Source organism: Candidatus Nitrosocosmicus sp. R, assembly GCF_054408505.1.
This window is the reverse complement of the sequence record NZ_CP167090.1, coordinates 2,900,466-2,924,137: the sequence shown is the minus strand read 5'-3', so window position 1 is coordinate 2,924,137 and position 23,672 is coordinate 2,900,466. Positions and strand designations below refer to the sequence as shown.

At 33.1% G+C, this 23,672-nt stretch carries 22 protein-coding genes and 2 tRNA genes; 15 read left to right on the top strand and 9 right to left on the bottom strand.

Annotation, left to right across the window (positions count from 1 at the left end; all coding sequences use genetic code 11):
* Window positions 1–87: 87 nt before the first annotated feature.
* Complete coding sequence (locus AAGU22_RS15140) at window positions 88–573, bottom strand: ferritin-like domain-containing protein (protein ID WP_458719934.1); 486 nt, start codon at window positions 571–573, stop codon at window positions 88–90.
* Between the two features lie 734 nt (window positions 574–1,307).
* Here AAGU22_RS15140 and AAGU22_RS15135 point away from each other — a divergent pair.
* Together AAGU22_RS15135 and AAGU22_RS15130 are read left to right on the top strand one after the other, a co-directional pair.
* On the top strand, window positions 1,308–1,898 hold the full coding sequence (locus AAGU22_RS15135; RefSeq protein WP_458719933.1) for a hypothetical protein: 591 nt from the start codon (window positions 1,308–1,310) through the stop codon (window positions 1,896–1,898).
* 533 nt (window positions 1,899–2,431) lie between these two features.
* A complete protein-coding gene (locus AAGU22_RS15130) occupies window positions 2,432–2,713 on the top strand; it encodes a hypothetical protein (RefSeq protein WP_458719932.1) in 282 nt (93 codons plus the stop codon).
* A gap of 114 nt (window positions 2,714–2,827) precedes the next feature.
* Here the strand turns inward: AAGU22_RS15130 and AAGU22_RS15125 are convergent, their stop codons facing one another.
* The 3 genes from AAGU22_RS15125 to glnA form a co-directional block, all read right to left on the bottom strand.
* The gene (locus AAGU22_RS15125) at window positions 2,828–3,127 is read right to left on the bottom strand and encodes a hypothetical protein (protein WP_458719931.1); all 300 of its coding nucleotides are present in this window, start codon (window positions 3,125–3,127) and stop codon (window positions 2,828–2,830) included.
* A gap of 212 nt (window positions 3,128–3,339) precedes the next feature.
* Window positions 3,340–3,414, bottom strand: a tRNA-Val gene (locus AAGU22_RS15120).
* Window positions 3,415–3,502: 88 nt separating this feature from the next.
* Entirely contained in the window at window positions 3,503–4,909 is a 1,407-nt protein-coding gene (glnA, locus tag AAGU22_RS15115) for a type I glutamate--ammonia ligase (RefSeq protein WP_458721798.1), read from the bottom strand.
* A 132-nt stretch (window positions 4,910–5,041) separates the two neighbouring features.
* Between glnA and AAGU22_RS15110 the strand changes: the two genes are divergently transcribed.
* The 7 genes from AAGU22_RS15110 (at window position 5,042) to AAGU22_RS15080 (ending at window position 11,015) form a co-directional block, all read left to right on the top strand.
* Window positions 5,042–5,644, top strand: coding sequence for a DNA replication complex subunit Gins51 (locus tag AAGU22_RS15110; RefSeq protein ID WP_458719930.1), 603 nt, complete (start codon window positions 5,042–5,044; stop codon window positions 5,642–5,644).
* Window positions 5,645–6,075: 431 nt separating this feature from the next.
* Complete coding sequence (locus AAGU22_RS15105) at window positions 6,076–6,591, top strand: cupredoxin domain-containing protein (protein WP_458719929.1); 516 nt, start codon at window positions 6,076–6,078, stop codon at window positions 6,589–6,591.
* 172 nt (window positions 6,592–6,763) lie between these two features.
* The gene (sufC, locus tag AAGU22_RS15100; RefSeq protein ID WP_458719928.1) at window positions 6,764–7,555 is read left to right on the top strand and encodes a Fe-S cluster assembly ATPase SufC; all 792 of its coding nucleotides are present in this window, start codon (window positions 6,764–6,766) and stop codon (window positions 7,553–7,555) included.
* 249 nt (window positions 7,556–7,804) lie between these two features.
* Window positions 7,805–8,050: a hypothetical protein gene (locus AAGU22_RS15095; RefSeq protein ID WP_458719927.1), complete on the top strand. Its 246-nt coding sequence runs from the start codon at window positions 7,805–7,807 to the stop codon at window positions 8,048–8,050.
* Between the two features lie 231 nt (window positions 8,051–8,281).
* Entirely contained in the window at window positions 8,282–9,115 is an 834-nt protein-coding gene (locus AAGU22_RS15090) for a chlorite dismutase family protein (protein ID WP_458719926.1), read from the top strand.
* 77 nt (window positions 9,116–9,192) lie between these two features.
* The gene (locus tag AAGU22_RS15085; RefSeq protein WP_458719925.1) at window positions 9,193–10,023 is read left to right on the top strand and encodes a DUF1802 family protein; all 831 of its coding nucleotides are present in this window, start codon (window positions 9,193–9,195) and stop codon (window positions 10,021–10,023) included.
* The gene (locus tag AAGU22_RS15080) at window positions 10,023–11,015 is read left to right on the top strand and encodes an aldo/keto reductase (protein WP_458719924.1); all 993 of its coding nucleotides are present in this window, start codon (window positions 10,023–10,025) and stop codon (window positions 11,013–11,015) included. The genes AAGU22_RS15085 and AAGU22_RS15080 overlap by 1 nt, the downstream gene beginning before the upstream one ends.
* Before the next feature lie 30 nt (window positions 11,016–11,045).
* Here the strand turns inward: AAGU22_RS15080 and ahbA are convergent, their stop codons facing one another.
* Complete coding sequence (ahbA, locus tag AAGU22_RS15075) at window positions 11,046–12,059, bottom strand: siroheme decarboxylase subunit alpha (protein WP_458719923.1); 1,014 nt, start codon at window positions 12,057–12,059, stop codon at window positions 11,046–11,048.
* A 92-nt stretch (window positions 12,060–12,151) separates the two neighbouring features.
* Here ahbA and AAGU22_RS15070 point away from each other — a divergent pair.
* The 4 genes from AAGU22_RS15070 (at window position 12,152) to AAGU22_RS15055 (ending at window position 15,467) form a co-directional block, all read left to right on the top strand.
* Window positions 12,152–12,243: transfer RNA gene (locus tag AAGU22_RS15070), tRNA-Pro, on the top strand.
* 112 nt (window positions 12,244–12,355) lie between these two features.
* On the top strand, window positions 12,356–13,669 hold the full coding sequence (locus tag AAGU22_RS15065) for a hypothetical protein (protein WP_458719922.1): 1,314 nt from the start codon (window positions 12,356–12,358) through the stop codon (window positions 13,667–13,669).
* Window positions 13,636–14,499: a CBS domain-containing protein gene (locus AAGU22_RS15060; RefSeq protein ID WP_458719921.1), complete on the top strand. Its 864-nt coding sequence runs from the start codon at window positions 13,636–13,638 to the stop codon at window positions 14,497–14,499. Before AAGU22_RS15065 ends, AAGU22_RS15060 begins: the two co-directional genes overlap by 34 nt.
* A gap of 104 nt (window positions 14,500–14,603) precedes the next feature.
* The gene (locus tag AAGU22_RS15055) at window positions 14,604–15,467 is read left to right on the top strand and encodes a potassium transporter TrkG (RefSeq protein ID WP_458719920.1); all 864 of its coding nucleotides are present in this window, start codon (window positions 14,604–14,606) and stop codon (window positions 15,465–15,467) included.
* 204 nt (window positions 15,468–15,671) lie between these two features.
* Here AAGU22_RS15055 and AAGU22_RS15050 read toward each other — a convergent pair whose 3' ends face one another.
* Entirely contained in the window at window positions 15,672–16,130 is a 459-nt protein-coding gene (locus AAGU22_RS15050; RefSeq protein ID WP_458719919.1) for a universal stress protein, read from the bottom strand.
* Between the two features lie 464 nt (window positions 16,131–16,594).
* Window positions 16,595–18,037: an ArsB/NhaD family transporter gene (locus AAGU22_RS15045; protein ID WP_458719918.1), complete on the bottom strand. Its 1,443-nt coding sequence runs from the start codon at window positions 18,035–18,037 to the stop codon at window positions 16,595–16,597.
* A gap of 212 nt (window positions 18,038–18,249) precedes the next feature.
* On the opposite strand from AAGU22_RS15045, the gene AAGU22_RS15040 reads away from it, so the two are divergent.
* Both AAGU22_RS15040 and AAGU22_RS15035 read left to right on the top strand, forming a co-directional pair.
* Complete coding sequence (locus AAGU22_RS15040) at window positions 18,250–18,663, top strand: hypothetical protein (protein ID WP_458719917.1); 414 nt, start codon at window positions 18,250–18,252, stop codon at window positions 18,661–18,663.
* A 113-nt stretch (window positions 18,664–18,776) separates the two neighbouring features.
* Complete coding sequence (locus tag AAGU22_RS15035; protein WP_458719916.1) at window positions 18,777–19,988, top strand: cation:proton antiporter; 1,212 nt, start codon at window positions 18,777–18,779, stop codon at window positions 19,986–19,988.
* Window positions 19,989–20,385: 397 nt separating this feature from the next.
* Here the strand turns inward: AAGU22_RS15035 and AAGU22_RS15030 are convergent, their stop codons facing one another.
* Window positions 20,386–21,300: an NAD(P)/FAD-dependent oxidoreductase gene (locus AAGU22_RS15030; RefSeq protein ID WP_458719915.1), complete on the bottom strand. Its 915-nt coding sequence runs from the start codon at window positions 21,298–21,300 to the stop codon at window positions 20,386–20,388.
* 263 nt (window positions 21,301–21,563) lie between these two features.
* Entirely contained in the window at window positions 21,564–23,030 is a 1,467-nt protein-coding gene (locus AAGU22_RS15025) for an MFS transporter (protein ID WP_458719914.1), read from the bottom strand.
* Between the last annotated feature and the right edge of the window lie 642 nt (window positions 23,031–23,672).

The following is a 23,672-nucleotide window of genomic DNA, read 5'->3' as shown; positions in this document are numbered from 1 at the left end:
TTAGAAATGGTGTCCGTCAACCTGACTAAGTACTTTTACAATATATTTATATCATTGTTTTAAATCAAAAATTAAAAGAAAAATATTTTATTTGATTTCTAGCTTTGCTAAAATATCTTCTATGTTTTGTTCATCTTCCAACTCTGCATCTAATAATTCTAATGCAAGATGGTATGTTGCGTGGTCTTTATCTTTTACATTATTTGCCAAATCATTATAATGTTTAATTACAGCCCTTTCAAATTCTAATGCTTTTTCCAATGCACTTCTAAGTGTTAAATATCTTGAAGGTTGTAGCTTTCCGAGGCCACTGTCTTGTTCCCATTGTGATGGTTCATCGGTTGGTTGTGTTTCTAGCTGCATTAACCTAAATGCAACTTTTTTTGCATGTCCTAATTCTTCCTTTGCTCTATCTTCAAAGAAACCCTGATGCAATACTCCTAATCCTTCTATATTCTGTGATACGAACCAAAAGTAATGAAATGCAGATAATTCAGCGCCATATGCTTTTTTTAGCATTTGTACTGTACCTTCAACACCAGGTCCAGCTATTTCTTTAGACATTTTACCCATATTGATCAAATATGTTACACAGTTCTTTTATATAAATATTTCAATATTATATGAAATTTTATAAAAAATTAGTACAGATTAATGAAATATTAGTACAAATTAATACACATTACTTTCCATGCTTAATTCCTTCAAACTTATTCCATATTCAATTCAAATCTGCTAACCAAGTATTCATTGATTAGTTATTGCCTAGATGCAATGAGGCTTACAATATGTCTTCAAATCTTTGCAGGAATAATTTACGAGGTTGCAATTTTTTGAAACCACGGTTCATTTAACAGAAATTCCTGTTAGTATCTCTTACCAATTAACTACCATAATATTCCGAATATCCAAAAATACTATTAGTTGACATTCAGTAATTTTCAGTATGTAGAATCGAAACCGATAAAAGATTATTATTAAATAGTCATGGCAACTTACAGCTAATCCTTGATTGCAGTATATTACCTGAGTAATAGATGCTCCATCTATGTTATTAGTCTCATAATAGACTATTTGGAATGAAGAGATTTCGGATCCGAATCGAATTAAGAACATGATCAATTCTTATAATTCTGTATGTTTATCATACAGGAGATCTTAATATTTTTTCTCCCTCAATTCAATTAGTAAGAGTGATTACTTTGATAAGAACAAATAAGTTTCTTTTATAATATTGAACTAATAGTTAGTCTCATAATTGAGATTGAAATCATTATTTAAATAATATTTTAATTTTAATTAAGAAGATGTCTACATCGAACAATACCGATACTTCGGCTGAATCTACCTCTAGTAATGTAAGTAAGGAGATAACGGTTGAAAAAGACGCAGGCAAAAATGGAACTGAATTGATGAAATTAAAAGAATCAAAATTTTATGAATTAATTGATTGGTTAAAAAAATGGGGCCATGAAGCAAAGGATACCACAAAGGAAAATAAAACAGAAGGTATCGAATTTCAGGCACAAATATCACCACAATTGCCTTATTCGTCGGGGTTATCTATTCTATTGTTTTTGGAATTTCAAAAGGATTTAGCTGATGGCTTTATAATCCGAACAACCTTTGAACTGGACAAAAATATTGAAAGTCAAATTACTGGGAAAGAACTAGATTTAACATATATCGAGTTATATAGTCTCATATTACCAAAGAATATTTCTATGATCAGGTCTCACCCGTTAATTAACTTATACAAGGTTATATTTTATGATGGTTTGAGCAAGCAGTTCTTTTTAGACGCTATTACTGCACTGATCAGTTCAATGTCAATTGTAATCGGAAAATGGAACCAAAAAAGTCATGAAAAGTCTCAACAAGTTGACTCGATCAAATAAGTCAATGGAAACAACAGAGTATGGTTTACTATCTGAGAATCATTATGTTCTTTTGTTTGGAACTAAAATGAATTAGTAAGATCAAAAGATAGAAATGGTTACTTCCATATTCTTTATTTATTTCCTTTTTTCTTATAGATTTTGTTTTTGACTTCTATGATTACATCCATGTTTGTCTCTAGGGTTCGATATAAATTAAAGAATTCCATTTTTTTTTGATTCAATGACTGGATTGTTCTTTAATACACATATGTGATACAGTACTGCCTTATAATCAATTTTGATCGCATTGACAGGCAAGTTGATTGATGTTGTATGATTGTTGAATAATATTGTCAGATTTAATTTTTCAACATTTTTTCATCTATATGAATTAACAATACTGTAACATTGGATTAGTCATGTTAGCTTATTAGTAATGACAAAATCTGTTTAATTTAATCAGACAATTATCTTTATCATATATCATTATCAAACTTATCATCTTAAGTTTAGGACAATACAATAATTAAGAGAGGTCGTTATTTTATCTTATGAAATTAAAAGTACATAGATTTGATCCTGGACCTAATGAGCAAAGTCCCTTTACCCTTCTCTTAACGAAGGGAACCAAGGTAATTGGTTACAATTACAGCATAGATCAACATGATACGTTAGTCTGTATTGAAGATGATTCTATAAGTGAAAAAGAAAAAAGAACTTTTCAATGGATCATGGATGGCGATATAATAGAGAATCTAGAGGATTATAAATATCTCGGAACTAGGAATGGTCACCGATATTTATTCGAAATTACAGGAAAGGAGGTAGAATGATTTATTGTAGTTTACTTTGCCCAATACACTCTAAATTTATGATACATAACTTAATAATTATAGAATCTAGTGTATGAGCGTATTTGCATTACTAAAAAAGATATTTATTTTGTATTATTTTATCTCCATCTGAATAGGGAGATTTTTAGCTAACTTCATTAACGTATCTATATCTGTATAAATTAATATCATATCTGTTTCCATTCTCTTAAAACTTAACTGTAGAGAAATATCATATCCTGTTTCAGTTGTAAAAAAAATCAATCCTTCTTTAGAACTTACTTGCAACTCTTCTGGAAGAACCATGTGAATTTCTGAACCTTCCTGTATATTTATTTTATAAGATTTTTGATTATTTGATGCTATTCCATGAACATAACCATTACCCAGGTTGACATTTAAGTTAAGTATCATGAAATATGTTTACAATGAGACTTTTTATATATTATCTTTATATTTGAACAATTCATTTCATTTACTACAAATTTATGCCATAAATGATTGTTGATGATGAAAATGCTTTTTGATAGGTGGGCAATTCTCTTTATTTTTGTCTCTTTAGTTGATTCCTTGATACTTATCTCATTTTTTAGATAAAGGCATTCTGTGTAATTCCGTGAATACAATGGAGGGGATGGGATTTGAACCCATGACCACCTGCGTGTAAGGCAGGTATCCTAACCAGTCTAGACAACCCCTCCAAAAAATTATTTAGAACTGTGTTAATCCAGTGTTATTAACCTTTGTTTTATCATACTGTTGGTCTTGGTTGCCATTTCAACCTACATTTCACACATCTGCATACAGCGAGAACTCATGTGGATGGGGTCTTATGGTAACGTCTTGATGATCCTTAGCTTCCTGCAAGATTATTGAATCTATAATTTCATCGTCAAATATCGGCTTTAAAAATTCTCTGTCAATATTTAATTCCTCGTATGCTTCTCTAAGTGAAGGTGGTAATTGTCTTATTCCTAATTCGCGTCTGCGCTGTGGTGCCATTTTAAAAATATCTTCATCTATCGGGTCAGGTATCGATGTTTTTTTCTTTATCCCGTCTAGACCAGCTGATATTATTGCTGAAAATGCTAAATATGGATTGCACGACGGATCAGGAGCTCGGAATTCTATCCTTTTCATGTGTGCAAACCTTTCACCTTTATAATGGGCTGGATTTCTAATTATTGCAGATCTGTTGCCGGTACTCCATGCAATGTACACTGGTGCTTCGTATCCAGGCACTAGTCTTCTATAAGAATTAGTTGTAGGAGCAACTATTGCAGCCAATGCAGGAGCGTGGTCTAATACTCCGGCCGCAAAATATCTGGCTAATTGTGACATTTCTGCATATGAATCATTGATATCATAAAATAGATTTTTTTCTTTATCCCATAAACTCACATTAACATGCATTCCTGAACCGTTATCAAGTGCGATTGGTTTAGGCATCATAGTTGCAATCATGCCCTGTTTCTTGGCTATATTTTTAACAATATACTTGTAGCTTTGAACAGAATCTGCAGCATTAACTAACGTATCAAATCTTATATCGATTTCGCATTGTCCCGCCGTTGCTACTTCATGATGATGGGCATCGCAAATAATACCAAAATTATTACTCAAAACATCTACGCATTCATTACGATACTGCATTAGTGTGTCGCCTGGGGCGCTTGGGAGGTATCCTTCTTTTAATCTGAGTGCATACCCTACACCCTCTGTTGACCACGGCGCTTCCTTTGATATAATATTATAACTTTGAGATCTATATGGTGTCATTGTATTTACTTCTAATTTATCAAAAACAAAGAATTCTACTTCAGGTCCCCAAAATGAATTATAATATCCTTGATGTCTAACATACTCTTCGGCCTTTCTTGCAATACCACGAGGATCTTTTTTGAATTGCTTTCTATTTTCTCCTCCTGATAATATGTCACAAATTAGTCTAGCTGTTCTGTCTTCTTTTATCCATGGTATTATTGCGTATGTAGAAGGGTCTGGTCTTATTATCAAATCGGATTCGTGGATCTCAGTAAAACCTCTAATTGAAGAACCATCCAATTTTGGTAATCCATATTCAAAATCTTCTTTTTTGAACATATTAGAGGCCATTGTAGTATGATGGAATCTACCAGTTAAACCAGTAAACTGTAAATCTATAAATTTAATTTCTTCATCCTTTAGTCTCATCATTATTTGTTCTGCGGTAAAGTTCAAAGATTCAATTTTTCCATCTATAACTTTATAAGGCAAATGAAATATTCGATATAGTAAAATAAAAACCTCTAATTAAGCTTATCATGTATACAAATTGTGTGAGAGCTGGTGGATCATAGAAAGCCAACAAATTTAATAAAAATAGATGAAATTTTTAATATTTTAAAAGGAGAAATCCATCTTGATAATGGACCTCAGCCCGTCCCTCACAATTTTTATCAAAATATTTCAAACCTTGTTTCTTTATTAAAAGAACAAAATGAAAAAGAGAATAATGAGACTACGGAGAAAATTTCTAAAGAAATTAATTCCAATTTAATAAACTTGGTTATCAAATTAACGACTTTGATATTCGTATTAAGATGCAAAAAAATTTTTAATAGTTCGAAATCACAAAATATGTTTGAATACTCTAACCTTACAGATGAAGAAAAATACGTGTTTTTCGGAAATAGAGAAAGAGAGCAAAGAATTAACATAGTACTAAAAATGCTACTTGAAGGAAAATCGAAAACTTTGGAAAAGATCGTATCTTCAATAAATCAGAATTTTGTAATTATAAGGTTTTTAGATTCCATGGAGCAATTTGTAGGCGTTAATATGAATAAATATGGTCCCTATCAAAGAGATGATGTGGCAATTTTACCTTTTGAGAATGCTAGATCTATAATCGAAAACAATAGGGCCGTTGAGATCCGTAAAGTCGATTAATTAAAAATTTCATGAATCTCTAGTTTTGATTTCAGCTTTGTCCAATCCGGCCACGCCCAGGTTAGTCCAGCTTAGTGTGCTTTTACTTTAATTTTTTTTCTTCTGGGTTTTGTTTTATATAGTATTCTGATATCTTTTTTGAATAACATTTGCTACATAAGAATCCTGAAATATTCCATTGTGGCATTGCTTCATATTTAAAATCACCAATTCTGTCATTACATATACTACAGTTAATTCTTTCTTTCCCCTTCAGCATTCTCTTGTTGCAATAAAAATATCAGAAATCAGAAATAAAAGTCATATCATTTGGATTCGTCCATTGGTATTTCTTTTTCCATTTTGATGATAAATTTGAAATTACAGTCTTTTTGGTCAAATAAAATCGTAAAAGAAATTAATAAGGGCGTTTTATACAATTTGTTGTCAATATGGCTGATAAGACTGACAAAAGAGCTTTTTATACGCTAATGGGGATGGCGGTTATAGTCGGAATAATTGCATATTATTTGTTTACTGCAGCTACTCCAAAAGCGGGGATAGTCGATTCTATTTACAGACAAGAACTTCCACCAGCTCCTGCAGCTAGTGCTTCGGATGCAGCTGGAGAGTCATCATCGGCGGCTGTAGATGAATCTGCATTTGCCAACAAAGTTGAAGTGAAAATATTACAGGGTTCATCAACACAAGGAAATCCTGCCTATGGACCTGATCCTGCTAGTGCAACTAGTGATGCATTAGTGACTTGGGTTAACGAGGATACCGTTCCACACACGGCTACAAGCGGAACTGGACCAGAGGACCCAGAAATCGGAAAACTTTTTGATACCAGTATTATAATGCCAGCTGCTAAAGCTAGCGTACCTGCAGAAAAAATGGGTCCAGGTGAACATAATTACCATTGTACTGTTCATCCATTCATGAAAGGAACAATAACAATAACTTAATTTTTTTTCACAAAAATTTATTTTCTTTGTATTCTTTTTTTAAATAATTACTACAAATTATTATACTTTAATCAATTAATTAACCCAGATTTATACTAAATATATAAATTTTATAATTATAACAGTGTTATTTTGCCGAATATTTATATTATGTATTGACATATAAAATTTTATGTCATTCTTAACCATCAAAGATCTAAATGTCAATATTGAAGATAAAAAAATACTTAACGGTGTTAATTTGGATGTCAATAAAGGTGAAGTTCATGCCATTATGGGATTAAATGGCTCTGGAAAAAGCACATTAGCCAACGTTTTGTTGGGTCATCCGCGTTATTCTATAACTTCAGGTGATATTTTAGTCAATAATGAAAGTATTATTAATTTAAGAACAGATGAAAGAGCAAGGAAGGGATTGTTTTTAGGATTTCAATATCCAACTGAAGTATCTGGGGTAGGATATAGTCATTTCTTACGCAATGCCTATAATTTATTGAGTAAATCTTTGACAGCCGAACAAAAGGATCGAGAAGTTTTCATAACCGTAAAGGAATTCCACGAATATCTAAAGAGAAATCTTGATAATGTAGGTCTAGATCCAAGCTTTTTAAGTAGATATCTTAATGAAGGTTTTTCTGGAGGAGAAAAAAAGAGATCTGAAGTAATGCAGATGTTGGTCTTAAGACCAAATCTTGCAATTCTTGATGAGCCTGATTCTGGATTGGATATAGACGCTGTAAAGTCTGTTGCTGAGGCTATCAATAAATTAATTGAAACGGGTGCAGGAGTAATAGTTATTACTCACTATGCAAGGATTTTGCGTTATTTGAAAAAACTAGATAAAGTACATGTGATGTCAAAAGGAAAAATAATAAAAACAGCAGGAAAGGAGCTATCGGAAGAATTAGAGTCCAAAGGATATGCTTGGCTTGGACTATCTGATGAATCAGTAGATGCTGTATAAAAGGCAACTATAACGGAGTTAACTAAAACCGGCATTGAACCACTCTTAACCGAGCGGGGTCGACGACGAATAGACAATAGGAGATCATCATAATTTCATTCATTTTTTCCATCTACCTTAAAGTAAGTTTATTATCCTCTCTTGCTTGGTTATACCAAGTTGCAACCACGACGTCTTAGGTCCGCTTGCAAGCAAAGGAGTAAAAACGAGATAATCTGTAATTCGAGATATGAAAAAAAGATGATCCATATGAAAAAGAAGGTAAGAATAATAAAAAACAATGATCTGATGGATCATGGGACATTCTTTGAGCCACATTCTGCTGCTTTTGGGCCTACAAATACATACATGGAAAGTAAAAGAGACGATCAAGTTAGAGAAAAAATAACGGATAAGGATAAAAAGAAAAAGGTTGCGAATAAAAAAGATACTGCTAACCGTGGCCTGAAATATATAAATCCTTCCCAGAGAAATCATTCTTCGATTTACGAATAATTCGTATATGAGAATGGTAGTATTAATCCTGGTCTAGTAGTGATATTATTAATAGAATTATTCAATCTATTATTTTGTCTCAGAGAATGTACTAATATCCTACAGTCGTTAGGATAGGATAAACTAAACTAAACTAAGCTAATCTAAGCTCAGCAGGTCACTGTTATTTTGAAAAATTAATATCAATTGACTGTATTAAACTATTTATTAATTTAAGATAGCATACAAGTCATGCGAAACAAGAATAAAAGCCCTTCAGAAGTTGATAATTTATCTGGTATTAAAAAAAATAAAATTGATAATTTAGATAATGCAATAAAAGATAATGGTGTGAGCGCTGTATCCATCAAAGATCCTGAGCTATCGGATGCCAAGACTGATGAATCCGACAACAAGAATAGCTCTGAAAAATTCTTTACCTTTACATTTTATAAAGTAGATCCCAAATGGCGTTGGCTAAATGAGATGGGCAAAGATGAGGCTTCGCGCGAGTTTCTTGAATTATTAAATGCTGCACGCAAGAAAATGAAAATTAGAACTTATTCTACCATCGGTTTAAGACACGATAGTGAATTTATGATTTGGACCATGTCGTCATCACTAGAAAATATTCAGGTGCTGGCTACAAAAATTTATACTACTATACTGGGAAAATATATAGAACCTACATCCACATATCTTTCTTTAACTAGAAAATCATTTTATTCAAATCAGGTTAAACTTGGATTTGAAACTGATGAGGAGCCATTGCAATATGCGGTAGTGTATCCATTTATTAAATCTCGGGAATGGTATCTTTTGCCTTTTGAGAAAAGAAAAGAAATGATGGAAGAACATATAAGAGTTGGAAGAAAATATCCTGAAATTCGACTTAATACTACATATTCATTTGGAATTGATGATCAGGATTTCATGTTGGCTTTTGAAACTGACAATCTTTCAAGATTCCAGAGCTTGATCATAGACTTACGTGAAACTCAAGTTAGTAAATATATCATTAAAGATACACCGATGATCCCATGTGTCCTAAAAAATATAGAGGAGATAATTAAGAGCCTGGGTTAAAAGCATTCTATTATTCGAAGATCAGTGGTTAATAATATTTATTTATAATAACAATACAATTGTAAACTGGTGTTTATATGATTTCTAATTCTTTTTTAGATAATGGTTTTAATGATATTATAGGTTCTGGTTCTAGAACTATCCAATTGAAAAGAATCGGTCTTGATTCTGAAAGAACATATTCAACGATTTCTTCAGATGCTGCAGCAGCAAACTCAGCCCAAGTCAATAATACTCAAAGTCTTAATAATGAATCAAAATCCAGCGCCGATCCTCTAGGGGCATTAAAAGAGTGGGCTATAGTTTGCAAAGCTTTAGAATCTGGAAATCAAATTTTATCGTTCAGAAAAGGAGGTATTATGGAATTTCGCAACGGCTTTGAACTAAAATTCAAGAACTTTTTCTTATCCCCAACTTTTGAACATCAAGCTAAAGAATCAATCCGTATGGACTATCATACAACCCTGGATGAATTAAACAGAAAAAATGGATTAGACAGTGCCGAAACTCTGCCTGATTCAAATAAAACAACTGAGATTACATCATTTGTTGAGATAACTCATTTTAGTAAAGTGCCCGATTTAACTACGTTAAAAAAATTAGAGAATTTCCATATATGGACTGATGATTATCTCAAATCTCGATTTGATTATAATCCAAAAAAGCCGCTTTATTTGTTGTTGTTACGAGCATACAAATTAAATAACCCATTAAGATTAATTAACAAACCTGAATGGGTAGGTTGCAAGTCCTGGATTCAAATTGACTCACATGATCCAGACTTGATAGCATATTTTGAAAATCACCTGCCCGAAAAGCCATTTGAATATTTAAAGTCAATTAGTAAGCCTTGTATAGACGACGATAATTTCAATAAATTATCTGAAAAAGTGAGGAGTATAATTTAATGAAATATCGTAACTTAGGAAATACCGGAATTAAAGTTAGTGAAATTGGATTTGGGACATGGACTTTAGGTTTAGACTGGTGGGGAAAAAAACTTGAAGAAGACGAGTCTATAAAGATGCTAAAACATGCTTTTGATTTAGGAATTAATTTTTATGAAACTGCTGATATGTATGGAAGGGGCAAGAGTGAAAAATTGTTAGCAAAAGCCTTTAAGGATATGCGCAATGAGGTAATTTATTCCACTAAATGGGGTTATGATATGTATAATGCAAAGCAAGTAGGACATGGCGAGATTCCCCAAAAGCACACTCCAGAATTCTTAGATTATGCTTTGTCAGAAAGCATGAAAAGATTGGAAACCAATTTTATTGATGTATATAGTTTACATAATCCCAAGATGGATGCGATAGAAAACGATAAATTATTTCACAAATTAGATGAATTAGTAAGCTCTGGAAAAATTAAGAGTCACGGTGTTGCTTTAGGGCCTGCAATAGGATGGGAAAAAGAAGGAATTCATGCTATAAAAAACAGGAATATAGTTTGTTTACAAACTGTGTATAATATATTAGAACAGGATCCTGGAAGGGTATTTTTTGATGCTGTAGATCAAAGAAATAATTCAGTAGGCATAATGGTTAGAGTACCAGATGCATCGGGAGTTTTAACTGGCAAAGTAAATGAACATACCGTATTTGATAAGAATGACCATAGAAATAATAGAAAAAAAGAATGGATTATACAAGCGATGCAAAAAATAGAAAAACTCAAACCCATTGCTAATTCTCATGGATGGGATATTACTGAAATTTCTATGAAGTATATTTTATCGCAAAAACAAATCTCCGTTCTATTACCAACTGTCACAAGCATTGAAGAAATAGATTTGTTTGCTCAAATTTCTGATGGTAATTATTTGAATGAAGATGAGAGACTGCAAATCGAACAAATGTATGAAAAAAATTTTGATATGCCTAAATTATTGGCATAATTAAAAATTTTTAATTAAAAAAACCGTAATTTACTCGAAATATTTTACTCTTTCTTTTTTAAATTCTCTGGAACTAAACAATATTCTGTATCTATCAATTTTAATTATTGCAGATATTTCCTTTGCTATTTTTTCAGCTGCATCAATTGTTCTAGCATGAATCATGCTAAAAAGATTAAATTCCCAGTCTGGGTATATAGGTCGTCTATAACAATGACTTACTTGCGGAAAAGAAGCGATTTTTAATCCTATTTGATCTATGTTTTCTTCCGGCACATTCCATACTATCATTCCATTTGCCGTAAAGCCTGCTTGCCTATGCCTAAGTATCGCTGCAAATCTTCTCATGATGCCCATATTTTGATATTCCTTAACTTTGTTAAAGAGCTCTTCCAGATTTATTCCCAAATTATCCGTGATTGTTTTGAATGGTTCTCTAATTATTTTGATATCTTTTTGTAATTGTCTAATGTATTCTTTATCTACTTCTGATATTTTCTCTGCTTTTGCATCCATTTTTTTTACGTCGTCTGTGGGACTAGGTTTTTCAGGATCATCATTTACCATGTCTAATTTCACGCCTATTTTATACATTTTTAGCGTTGGTAATACTCTATATTTTAAAACTCCATCTAGGGAGGCCATTCTATCTAAATCGGTTTTCATATCTGCATCCGGAGATACAGCTAACGTAAACCAAACATTGTATTCATGATTTCTTTCGTAGTTGTGACTTACACCTGGATGTTTGTTTATTTCATTAGCGACATAATCTATCTTATTCTTATCCACTGAAAAAGCCACTAACGCACTCTTGTATCCTAACTTACGAGTATCAAAAATTGCACTTATCTGTCTAATAATTCCAATATCTTTTAATCTTTGAGTTCTATCAAGAACTTCATCTTCTTTTAATTGATATTTATTTGCCATTTCTAAGAACGGTCTTTCAACCAAAGGAAAAGACCATTGAATATCATTAAGTATTTCTTTGTCTATGGCATCTAATTCATTAACCAGCATAAATGATATGCTATAAAGCATTTAACTAATTATTAAAATGTATCTTTAGAATTTCTCTGCAATTAGTTGTATACTTAGGTTTAAAAATGAGAGGTTTATTTTTAATAAACAAGGGGGCTATCGTCTAGCTTGGCAGGATACCATCCAATTTTTGGGTATAAGCCCGGGGCGCTGGCGGTCGAGGGTTCGAATCCCTCTGGCCCCATTGATCATATGGGGTTAAATATTTCAGATGGAAAATAACTATAGGAATAACTTGTGTTCTAGATATTGGCTATTGTTGTTGGATTTCAAATATGTAAGAGGTAATGACTAGAATGCCTTATCGTCTTTCGACATTACTTGACAAATTAGATCATCTCGACAACAAGTCTAATGCGTCACTGATAAAAGAATTCTATTGCTATATGAATAAGAACAACTTATCAGATAACCATAAGTTAAACAATCTTCGAGTAATTATTCCATTTTCAAATTTCCTTGATTGTAGAAGTTTTTTTGACATAAAAACTAAGAACGAAATACTAGAATTCCTAGATACTAAAATAAAGCCTAAAAGCGAAGATCCAGATGGCAAGTGGATAACAACTTGGAATCATTATCTTAATAGAATAAAGCAATTTTATAGATGGTTATACAATCGAGAAAATGATACAGAACAAACGGAATGGGAAACACCCAATTTTGTAAGAATAAAAAACAAAAATACCAAAAGGATCAGTCCCTATCTTGAAAGTGAGCTATGGGAAAGAGATGATATTTTGATACTGATACAATACGAAAATCACAGAAGAAACAAGTCAGCACTTGCCCTTATGTGGGACCTTGATGGTAGAAATCATGATATAACCTCGTTGAAGTTAAAGCATATTAGATTAAAGGAAAAATATGGCGAAGGTGAAATTCCGTTCGAGTCAAAAACTGGGACGAGACCGATCTTACTAACTTTGTCTTTTCCATATGTTAGAGATTGGCTTAATGAACATCCTTTCAGAAATGAACCTAATGCTAGTCTCATTTGCAGTATAGTAAATGGTTCGCCGATTAATCCTGAGGCATTATGGACTATGATGCAACAATTAAGAAAAAGAATTGTAACTATGGTAGACAGTGGATTTATAAAAGACGATAAAGAAATCGAAAAACTGAATCATTTACTTGTTACTAAAAGATGGAATCCATACTGCATTCGCCATTCTGCTATTACCAATGATAGTGATCATTTGCCAGAATATGCCTTGAAGAAGAAGGTTCGCTGGTCTATGAACTCAAAACAAGGTGCTCGCTATATAAAAAGAAGAATGGGCAATGAATTAAAAAATAAAATTCTCGAATACAATGGCATATATTCTGAAGAGACAATTAAAAGGATACCCTCAGTATTAAACTGTCCTAGGTGTGAATTGGTGAACCCATTAGAAAATAAGTATTGTTCAAAATGTTCCTATCCACTAGTACCTCAAGCATTTGAAGAAATCAAAGAGGAAGAAAATAGAAAGGTAAGAGAATTGGAGGAGAAGTATCAACAGATGAACAGTATATTACAAAATCTCTTAGATTCTTTTTCGTCTATGGGTGATCCACAGCCGTTAAGCAAATGCATGATGCCAAAGCTGAGACAATTATTGTAAAGAATAAAAATGATGAATATATGGGAATTATAACCGATAGCGATATTTTGGATAAGATTGTGATGCGAGGTGAGGATTCAGATAAAGTGTCTATAAAGACAATAATGTCTTCTCCTATCATAACTATTTCTGCAAAAGCAAATGTAAGACAAGCTTTGGAGCTTATGAGACTCAATGCAATAAAGAGAGTGCCGGTAACCGATAATGTACATATTTTAGGTATTGTGACTCAAGAGGGATTGGCTAATGCCATTAGGACGTCTGTTTTGGAACAAACATTTAGGCCATATCGAACAATAATCAGAGAACATTACAAGCCTATAATGAGTAATCTAGGTTTCATACTGCAGTTTGCAGGTTTTTTGCTCATCGTCCCTGCCATATTAGCATCTTTGATGGGAGAAGTTGCTTCAGCAGTAGGAATTTTTCTTTCTGTTACCTCCATGTCTTTAGCGGGTTTCGTATTAAATTCTTACGGCGAAAGAATGCCTATGAATCTTCGACAGGCCTCACTTCTTATGGTTTCAAGTTTCGTACTTCTGAGTCTTTTTGGGAGCATCCCATATATTTATGTAAATCCGTTTCCACCAGAGCAAGGACCGGTAACACTTTTTATAAATAGTTTTTTTGAAAGTGCGTCTGGATTTACAACAACCGGTCTTTCATTTATATCATTTCCTGAAGAGTTACCCAAAAGCTTTGACTTCTATCGTTCATACACCCAATATATTGGTGGTCTAAGTTTCGTATACTTGATAGTTGCTTTTTTCTATCCTGAAAGAAAGTTGATGCACATCAGAGGAATGATAGGGGTGGAAATCTCAAAGTAAGACAGCTGATACTAACAATAGGTGTTATCTTTAGTTTTTATGCAATTGTTCTTATCTTTTTCTTATATTTAGGCGGACAGGCAGATATACTATTTTCTCTCACCTTGATTTTTAGGACCGTTACCGGAGGAGGATTTGCTCCTACTTCTACAGCCCTAGATTCACAAAACAACATTGAACTGACTACGCTTATGATAGGTATGATTATTTCGGCACTTCCTTTCGTATTTCATTATGCGATATTTAGTAAGAAAATGCATACAACCAGCGTTCGCCCAGAATTATTTTTGTATACGGGAATAATTTTAATTTGTATAATTATTTTTTATTTTGTATTAAGTAAAACTTTGGAAGTACAATCAGAGTTAATGGCGTCTGTATTTCATGTTATAAGCGCTGCGACTAATTCTGGTTTTCAATTCCTTGACATCGCCCAGATATCGATAGAAGCAAAAGTGGTATTAATAATAGCAATGTTAATTGGAGGAACTGCATTCTCTACTGCAGGTGGTATAAAAGTAGGTCGAATACTTCATATAATTCAAAAAGTTACTGGTAAAAAATTCAGCTCAGAAAATAGTGGTGGATCGATATCTGCAGTAGCATCACCATATAACAAGAGATACCTTGCTATTGAGTCAAAGCCAACAAAAATTAAAGAAGAAGAAAAAATATTTGATGAAGCAATATATGTAGTAATATTATTTATCGCAGTGTCACTTATTACTGGAACGATTATCTCTTATATCGATAAACAGGATTTCTTGGATTCACTTTTTGATTCTGTTTCTGCATTGACTACAACAGGATTATCCACCGGTATAACTTCTGTGGAGATGGATCCCATATCAAAGATAGTTCTCATCATTAATATGATAGTAGGTAGATTTGAAATAATTACAATAATCTATTTATTTGTGAAAATATCTAAGAAAAAACCACAAATTACAAACCCCGGCACCAAATAAAACCTTATTACAAAATTATGAGGTAATTTATTGATATAAGGGACCAAAACAAATTATATACTTAATGACTGCTACTTTGATATCAGACTATTAATACATTAACTCGGTTGTCTTTGTATCTACAACTTAACCCGATAGATAATCTACTTATCGTCTATACTGCTGTATTGCAAACGGACAGATTTGATAAAACAGGGGAACTGGTTAATGAATTATAAGTACGGGGCAGTCTGCCAATTCTGAAACCTTTCGAGTAACACTACCTAATGCTTTTATTTTTGAAATACCCTTCAGTCTGTTACTGCTACCCATAACAATCATGTCAACTTTCTTAGCATGAGCGTACCCCAAGATTTTTTCTGCAATATCCCCAGTTAAGCATTTGCTGTCAGATCGAAGGTTTTGTTTACTTAACTTTTTAATCTTATTTTGTGCTCGTTTATGCCATGTATTTTCCATAGACGGCCTTAAATTCATTAATTTTGCTTTTTCAATAAGTTCTCTATTGTTTCCAAATATCATGGTGTCCGGATCTTCAATATGCTCAATAACATGCAGTAATGTAATACAAGCACCACATGGTCCAGCTATTTCACAAGCTATTTCAAGTGCTTTATCCGAAACCTCTGTGCCATCATCTGTTACTAAGATGTTTTGTATCATCAGTCCCTCTCTAAATCTCAGGTATATGATCTAATAAATGAATGAATATGTTTTTTATGATACGTTAGTGAATTTATCCCGAAGTCAATTTGAGATATTAATTGTTTAGTTTCTTTAATTTGGATGCTATACTATTAACCATTGTTTGATTTGATATTTTTATAATATTTTTGCTGTGCTATCAAAGCATTGTTCTAAGGTTATTATCCTTAACCTTTACTTTTAATTCTTCATATAAATCAGACCTTGAGTTTATCAGATTCAATATATTCATACTGACCAAAGTATATTTTAGATTCTTCAAATATGCCCATTGAGGACAGTCATAGGTAGTAATTCAATTAATTATTTGCTCATTACCTTGGATGCATAGATTATTGTTCTATATAATTTAGAAATTGAAATAATTTATTGTATAGATGCTCATATCTAAAATGAACAATGAGGAATTAAAATAGTTCTCTCTAATGTATTAGCATAAGAAATCCATATAGAACTACTGTTCCTATTGCCAAAGTTATTAGCATGAACGGAAAACCTATGCGTATCCACCTTGAAAAAGAAATGTGGTGTCCAAACTTCTCACTTAATCCTACAGCAACAACACCAGCGCTAGAACCAATTAATGTGCCATTGCCCCCAAAGTCAGCTCCTAACGCCAAAGCCCACCACAGAGGACTAAATTGAAATCCACTTTCAGGACCAAAGGCAGCTGCTATGGTGGGGTCAGCGTTTAAAGTATGAATCATCGGAATCATTGTAGTTGTAAGTGGTATGTTGTCTACAAAGGCACTTGCAATACCTGAGAACCAAATTACCAGAACAAAAGTCGACCAAGGATCTCCATCTGTTATCTCGATAGCTAGATTCGCAAGTATATCTATTAACCCTGCATGTTCAGCAACTCCAACGATAACAAATAAACCTATAAAGAATAACAGAGTAGCCCAATCGACTTCATGCAAGATTTTTTCTAGTGACACTCTACTTATGATTAATAATACTGCAGCACCCCCAATGGCTATGATGGATACTTCCAAATGAGTGATAGTCTGCAAAGAAAATAGTACGATAACGCCTACTAATACAATTAAGGATTTTATCAGTAATCCTTTATGATGTATTAATATCGCATTTTCATCTCTATGCATTAACTCTTGGATATCTTCTTGCTGTTCTAATTTTTGTTCACCTTTTAACTCTTTATTAAAGAACAATTTGATTAGGAGTAAGGAAAATCCAAAAACAATGGCTACTGTTGGTCCCATGTGAACTAAAAAAGAGTTAAAATCAATTCCCGCAGCTGAACCAATCAGGATATTTGGAGGGTCACCAATTAGAGTTGCAGCCCCTCCGATATTAGAAACCAGAACTTGTGCCATAATAAATGGAATTGGATGAATTCCTAACGTTCGTGTTATAGAAAGTGTAACTGGAACCATGAGTAAAATAGTAGTAACATTGTCTACAAACATTGATGCAACGGAAGTAAAGGCACATAGTAACAGCATCAATATCCAAACGTTACCTTTGCTAATTTTGCCGAGTTTTATTCCGACCTGATGAAAAACACCCGTTTCTCCCAGGATTGCTACCATAATCATCATTCCAAGTAACAGACCGATGGTGTTAAAATCAACAGATTCGATAACAAATTCAAGACTATCTTCAGCCTGAATAGAGCCTAGTACGATAGCTAGAATGATAGACAGAATTGCTCCAAACATTGCGATAACTGTTCGATGAATAATATCAAGTCCGAGCAAAACATAGATAGCAACCATGATTACTGTGATGCCCGCTAGAATTGGGGTGACACTCCTTTCATATAGTAAGGGAGGAACAGTAAAAAGTACAACAATGTAAATTGCAATTAACAAAATACCAATTGAATATTTCTTATGCATCCAGCAGTCTATTTGAAAAGGTTTAAAGCCATTTTTAAATATAGAGGTTGTGATTTTTTATCTCTCATCCAATCATTCAGAAAATCTCCCTAACATGCATCATCAAAGCAATTAGACGATTGAGGATGGGTCTAATTTGAATCCAAATAAAATCATCTTAAAATGATTTATCTGGCTATAATAGAATAGAATTATTGAAAGACATCCTTAATATGAATAAAGGTGATAACTATGATAAAATAAAACATTTAGTAGAAGTGGATGATGATATTCTGGCAGTTTTTATTGTGATGTCATCTCAAATAAAAGAATTGTACATTGCCAAAAATTCTAACATAAATAGAGCCTATGTCGATTCTATCGTCAATGAATTAGACTTAAACATTAGCACAGAAAATGAAAAATTAACAATAGAGAATGCAGAACTAGAGGGTAAAAGTAAAAGTATCTTAGGTAATATAAGATGGATTGTTTTAGAATATGATAAGCTGAGAATATTAAAGATATATGAATACGACAAAATTATATTTGTTCTGATAAACAGTAATACTCAGTTAGAGCATACTGTTGATAACATATTAGGCTATTATTATGATTTGGATGAAATACCTAAAAGTTTATTCTGAAATTATTCTATTTTATAGTTTCTATAAATTTGAAAATAAAGGTTTCAACTAGCAATTATCTAGATAAGATTGTTATATTATTATAATGAAAATAATAACAAAAACAGTATACAATGGCTGCTGAATCTGCTTTTATACATATCATAATATCCATTTCTATTCTTTTATTCAGTGCTAAAATTTTTGCAGAGATATTTCAGCGAATAAAGCAACCAGTTGTATTGGGAGAGCTCTTAGCTGGTATTATTGTTGGTCCTTATGCTTTAGGCGGTCTCCCTTTATTTGATGGCCAACCTTTGGTTGTCCTTGATGAAACACTCAAGTATATAGGAGAACTAGCAGCCATTGTCATCCTCTTTATTGCAGGCCTAGAGATTACACCAAGAGAATTTCTAAGAGGTGGAGCAGCATCATTTACCGTTGGTGCACTAGGAGTAATCATACCCTTTGCAGTAGGCTTTATGATCCTTTCGTTGTACGGATTGGATTCATTTGAAATACTTTTAATTGCTACAGCAATGACAGCTACAAGTATAGCCATTTCTATTCAAGTGCTTACCGAACTAGGTAAAATGCAATCTAAGGAGGCTAGGCTTATTCTGGGTGCGGCAATAGTTGATGATATTCTTGCCATAGCAATATTATCTGTTGTTCTCACAATGGTGCAATCAGGGAATACTTCGCCGCAAATAATGGACATAGCATTTTTAATAGTAAAAATTCTAGGATTGTTTGCTGTCTTATTAATTAGCGCCATTTTTCTTATCCCAAAAATTCTACACAGAGAAAAACTATGGAGGTCAAGGGGTAGTATCGAAGGAATTACAACAGCAATATTCTTTGGCATAGCCGGTGTTGCAGCCTATGTCGGTCTGTCTCCCATAGTGGGCGCATTCGCTGCAGGAATGGCAGTTGCTAGTACCAAACTAATAAAACAGGTAGAAGAGTATGCTCAAAAATTGCAGTTTATTTTTGCACCATTGTTTTTTGCAATTATAGGTGCTCAAGTAGATTTAAGAGGCATCAATATCGATGTTTTGATTATCGCTGGGATAATCATAGCAATAGCCGTTCTCACAAAACTTGTAGGATGCGGATTGCCATCGATGTTGTTTCTCAAAAAAGATAAAGCAAAATCCATGAGAGTTGGAATAGGTATGGTGTCTAGGGGTGAAGTAGGATTAATTGTTGCTGGTGTGGGAGTAACAACAGGAGTGCTATCCACAGACATCTATACTGCAATAATCATAATGGTTGCAGTTACAACAATTATAACACCCATATGGTTGAAAAAGTCCTATAAGAAGGAATTAGTTGAAAAATAAAGATGGCCATGAAATTATGGTTATTGGGTATGTGATACTTTCTGAAACTTTTATAGATGCTCTCCACATTTCTTTGCCTTTAGCACGACCTACTCCCAAGTATGTCTAAACTCTAACAATATGATTACTAGTATCTAGAACAAACAAAAATTTCCCAGGTATTTTTATTTCTGTCAATAATTAAGGTAATATTATTAAATTTGTTTTTTAGATAATAAATAATAAAATCATAATAAAACTCTATTATACCTATAACAAGTATGGAAAGATTATTGATATTGCTCTTACGTTTGTACTCGTTTTCCTTTCAATATGAGCAAAAAAATTAGATCATTTCATGCCCATATCCATTGTCAATTATACAGGATTTGGAAATAGTGACCAACCTACAATCGAGTTATTCTAAAAACTCTTTTTGTATTAAATCCCTATTTACACCTGCAGCTGCTTTAAGTCCATCCGCCGCAGCGATAATTAATTGTGCAGGAGCAAATATAGAAGCATCACCCGCTGCGTATACTCCCTGGATATTTGTCCTACCATAGAAGTCTACTGAAATACCACCTGATGAATTATATTCGCATCCTAATTTTTTAGCAAAATCAGAGGCCTGTATAGGTTGAGGTAAAACAAAACCTCCTTTTATAATAATGCTTTCTCCATCTTCAAAATGTATTTTTTCCATCTGTCCATTTTTTCCCTCAAAGTTTTTAATTTTACTTTCGATAATCTTTATACCTTTATTATGAATCAAATGCTTTTGATCAGGATTTAGAATGGGCTTACCATTTGTGCTTACAATAAGGTCTTTAGACCAATTATAAATAGTCTGAATGAAATGAAAACCCTGTGTTGGTTCTTCTATGATAACAGCTAAAGGTTTGTCTCGCAATTCCCATCCGTCGCAGTAAGGACAATTAAATAAACTCTTACCATAATAGTCAGAAATATTCTCTATGTCTGGTAGAACATCTTTTAAGCCCGTGGATATGATGATAGTCTTTGATTGATAAAGTTCGTTATCAGAAGTGACTAATTCAAATAATTGATCTTTTTTAGTTATTGAAGTTACCTCTTCCTTTTCATATATGACAGAAGGGTATTTACTTATTTCTTGGTGAGCAATTTCTCTAAATTCCTGAGGTTTTATTCCATCGCGAGTAATAAATCCATGAGATTCCTGTGTAACTGCATTCCTTGGATTATCATTATCAAATAAGACAGTATTTCGTCTTGCTCGTCCTAATACCAGGGCAGCGTTTAGACCCGCAGGACCTCCTCCAATAATAGCACAATCAAATAACCTTTTCATATAATTCTATAATTATCTGTAGGAAAGGTAGAGTAAAAAATTTAATCATATGATAGTTTATTGATGCTCATAAAACATCCCAATTCATCAAGTTTTGTCTATTGCCATATGGAAGTCGAAATTGCAGGACAAATCCTACACTCATTATCAAAGTATAAACCCATGACTACCTGACATGTAAACAAATCCCATTTGTTCCATTTCATATCATTAAATCGGAATGGTAGATTCTTTGTTTTTAAAGCAAGGCTTCGAGTCTCATCTTATTGCGTTTTTGTCCTTATCAATATTATTGATATAATTGCAGCTATTGCAGAAATAATTGCAGCACCTGTGAACGATAGATGAAACCCACTATTTATGGCCTCTAATGTATTCATTCCAATATTTACCAAAGATTCTGAATAGGCTGTAGATACCGCAACCATAATCGCAAGTCCTAATCCTGAACCGACCTGGTAAGTAGTATTGACAAGCCCCGATGCGATACCTACATGCTCTTTACTTGCATTTGATACAGCTGAAGTCAATATGGGTATGTAAGAGAAGGCCATTCCCAATGCAGAGATAATAGAGGCCGGCAATACATAGACCATAAATATGAAATTGTTACTATTGTTTTCGCCTGTGTTAGCAGGAGTAAAACTAAACAAAATCATGCCTATAGTCAAAAGTCCAAGTCCCATTATGAGATTTTCTTTAATTCCTATTTTACCTATCAATTTCGGCATCAGCCATATCATCATCACCATGATGAGTCCTGTCATTGGCAACAACGCAAGTCCACTTTCAAGAGGCCCATAATGGAGTATTTGTTGCAAGTAGAGGTTAAGGAAAAACCACATTGAGACCCATGCTGCTCCCAACAAAACCATGACAATATTTGAAGATAGAAGATTTGTTGTTTTGAATATTCCAAGAGGTACCAAAGGCTCTTTAGTTCTTTTCTCAATTGCGATGAAGGCGCCCAGTAATACAATGGAAGCTCCTAACATAGATATTGTTTGTAAGGATAGCCATCCATTTTCATTGGCTGTAACAATCGAATAAATCAATAGACCTAAAGATGCGGTGATGGTGAGTGCGCCAAGATAGTCAACCCTTCCTTTCTTTTTTATTCCCCGAGGTATCAACTTAGGAATTAAAGCGAGAACTATTATTCCAATAGGAACATTTATCAAAAATACCCATGGCCAGTCAAACCATGCAGTAATAATACCACCTAAAAAGACTCCTGCAGTTCCACCAGCCGGTGCAGCTGCTCCCCAAATACCCATGGCTTTATTCATTTCTGATTTGTTTCCTGCAAATAGATTCATTACTATGGAAAGTGCTGATGGAGCAATCAAAGCAGCACCTAGTCCTTGTAAAACTCTGGCAGTTATTAGCATGTCATTTGACATTGCAACACCTGCTAAAACTGAAGCCCCTGTGAGGATAAGAAATCCTATAGTAAACACCTTACGCTGTCCTACAATATCTGATAGTCTTCCACCAAGTAATAACAGAGCACCAAAAGTAATTACATATGCGTTAAAAATCCATTGTAAATCTGTTTGAGTTATGTTAAAATGTTCTTGTATGGTAGGCAATGCTACTCCAATGATTGACGTATCAAGTATTATTAAGAATTGAGCTAATGATAATATCGATAATGCTTTCCACCTGTTTGGGTTTGCTGCGGGTATCGATGATGATATTGAACTTGGAGAGGAAGATACAAAAGTCATTATGCTATCCTCCATTGTAGATTTTGTAATGTTGACTTAATTGAAATCTTGTGTCCGATTGTTTTGCCTTTTTCTATTGTAGTCATATCCATTTTCCTTAGCAAGAAAACATAGATAAGATAGTGACTTTACATTTGTAAAGAATACTAAACGTCTACCCAATTTACATTTGTAAAGCCTGGTATTTAACTATCTGTTCATATTAGATAAAAATAATGAATAAGATGAACCAGATAATTGTTGTCAAGAAAATGACGGCAGAAGAATAGAAAAAAAGGAAAATAGTTCGTGTTATTGCTGTTGCGGATAACAGAAGGTATTACAAAAACAACTCAAGTTTTTTTTAAATTTTTCATGATTATTTATATCGTAATTTATTTTATAGATAAACATCATATTCATAAACCGAGAATAAGACTATTATTTAAAAACTACTTAATGGATCAAAAGTATAGGACAGCCAGCCAATTCTGTTACTTTTCTAATAATTCTTGCCAATGTATTTTGAACATCGTTCTTAGCCTCTTATTAGTGCTTGATACATCCATAACTGATTATTGAATTCTATGAATTTCAATTTCTTTTATAATATACCCGACCATTCGAAAATGATACATAACAATACCCCGATCTCGGATTTTG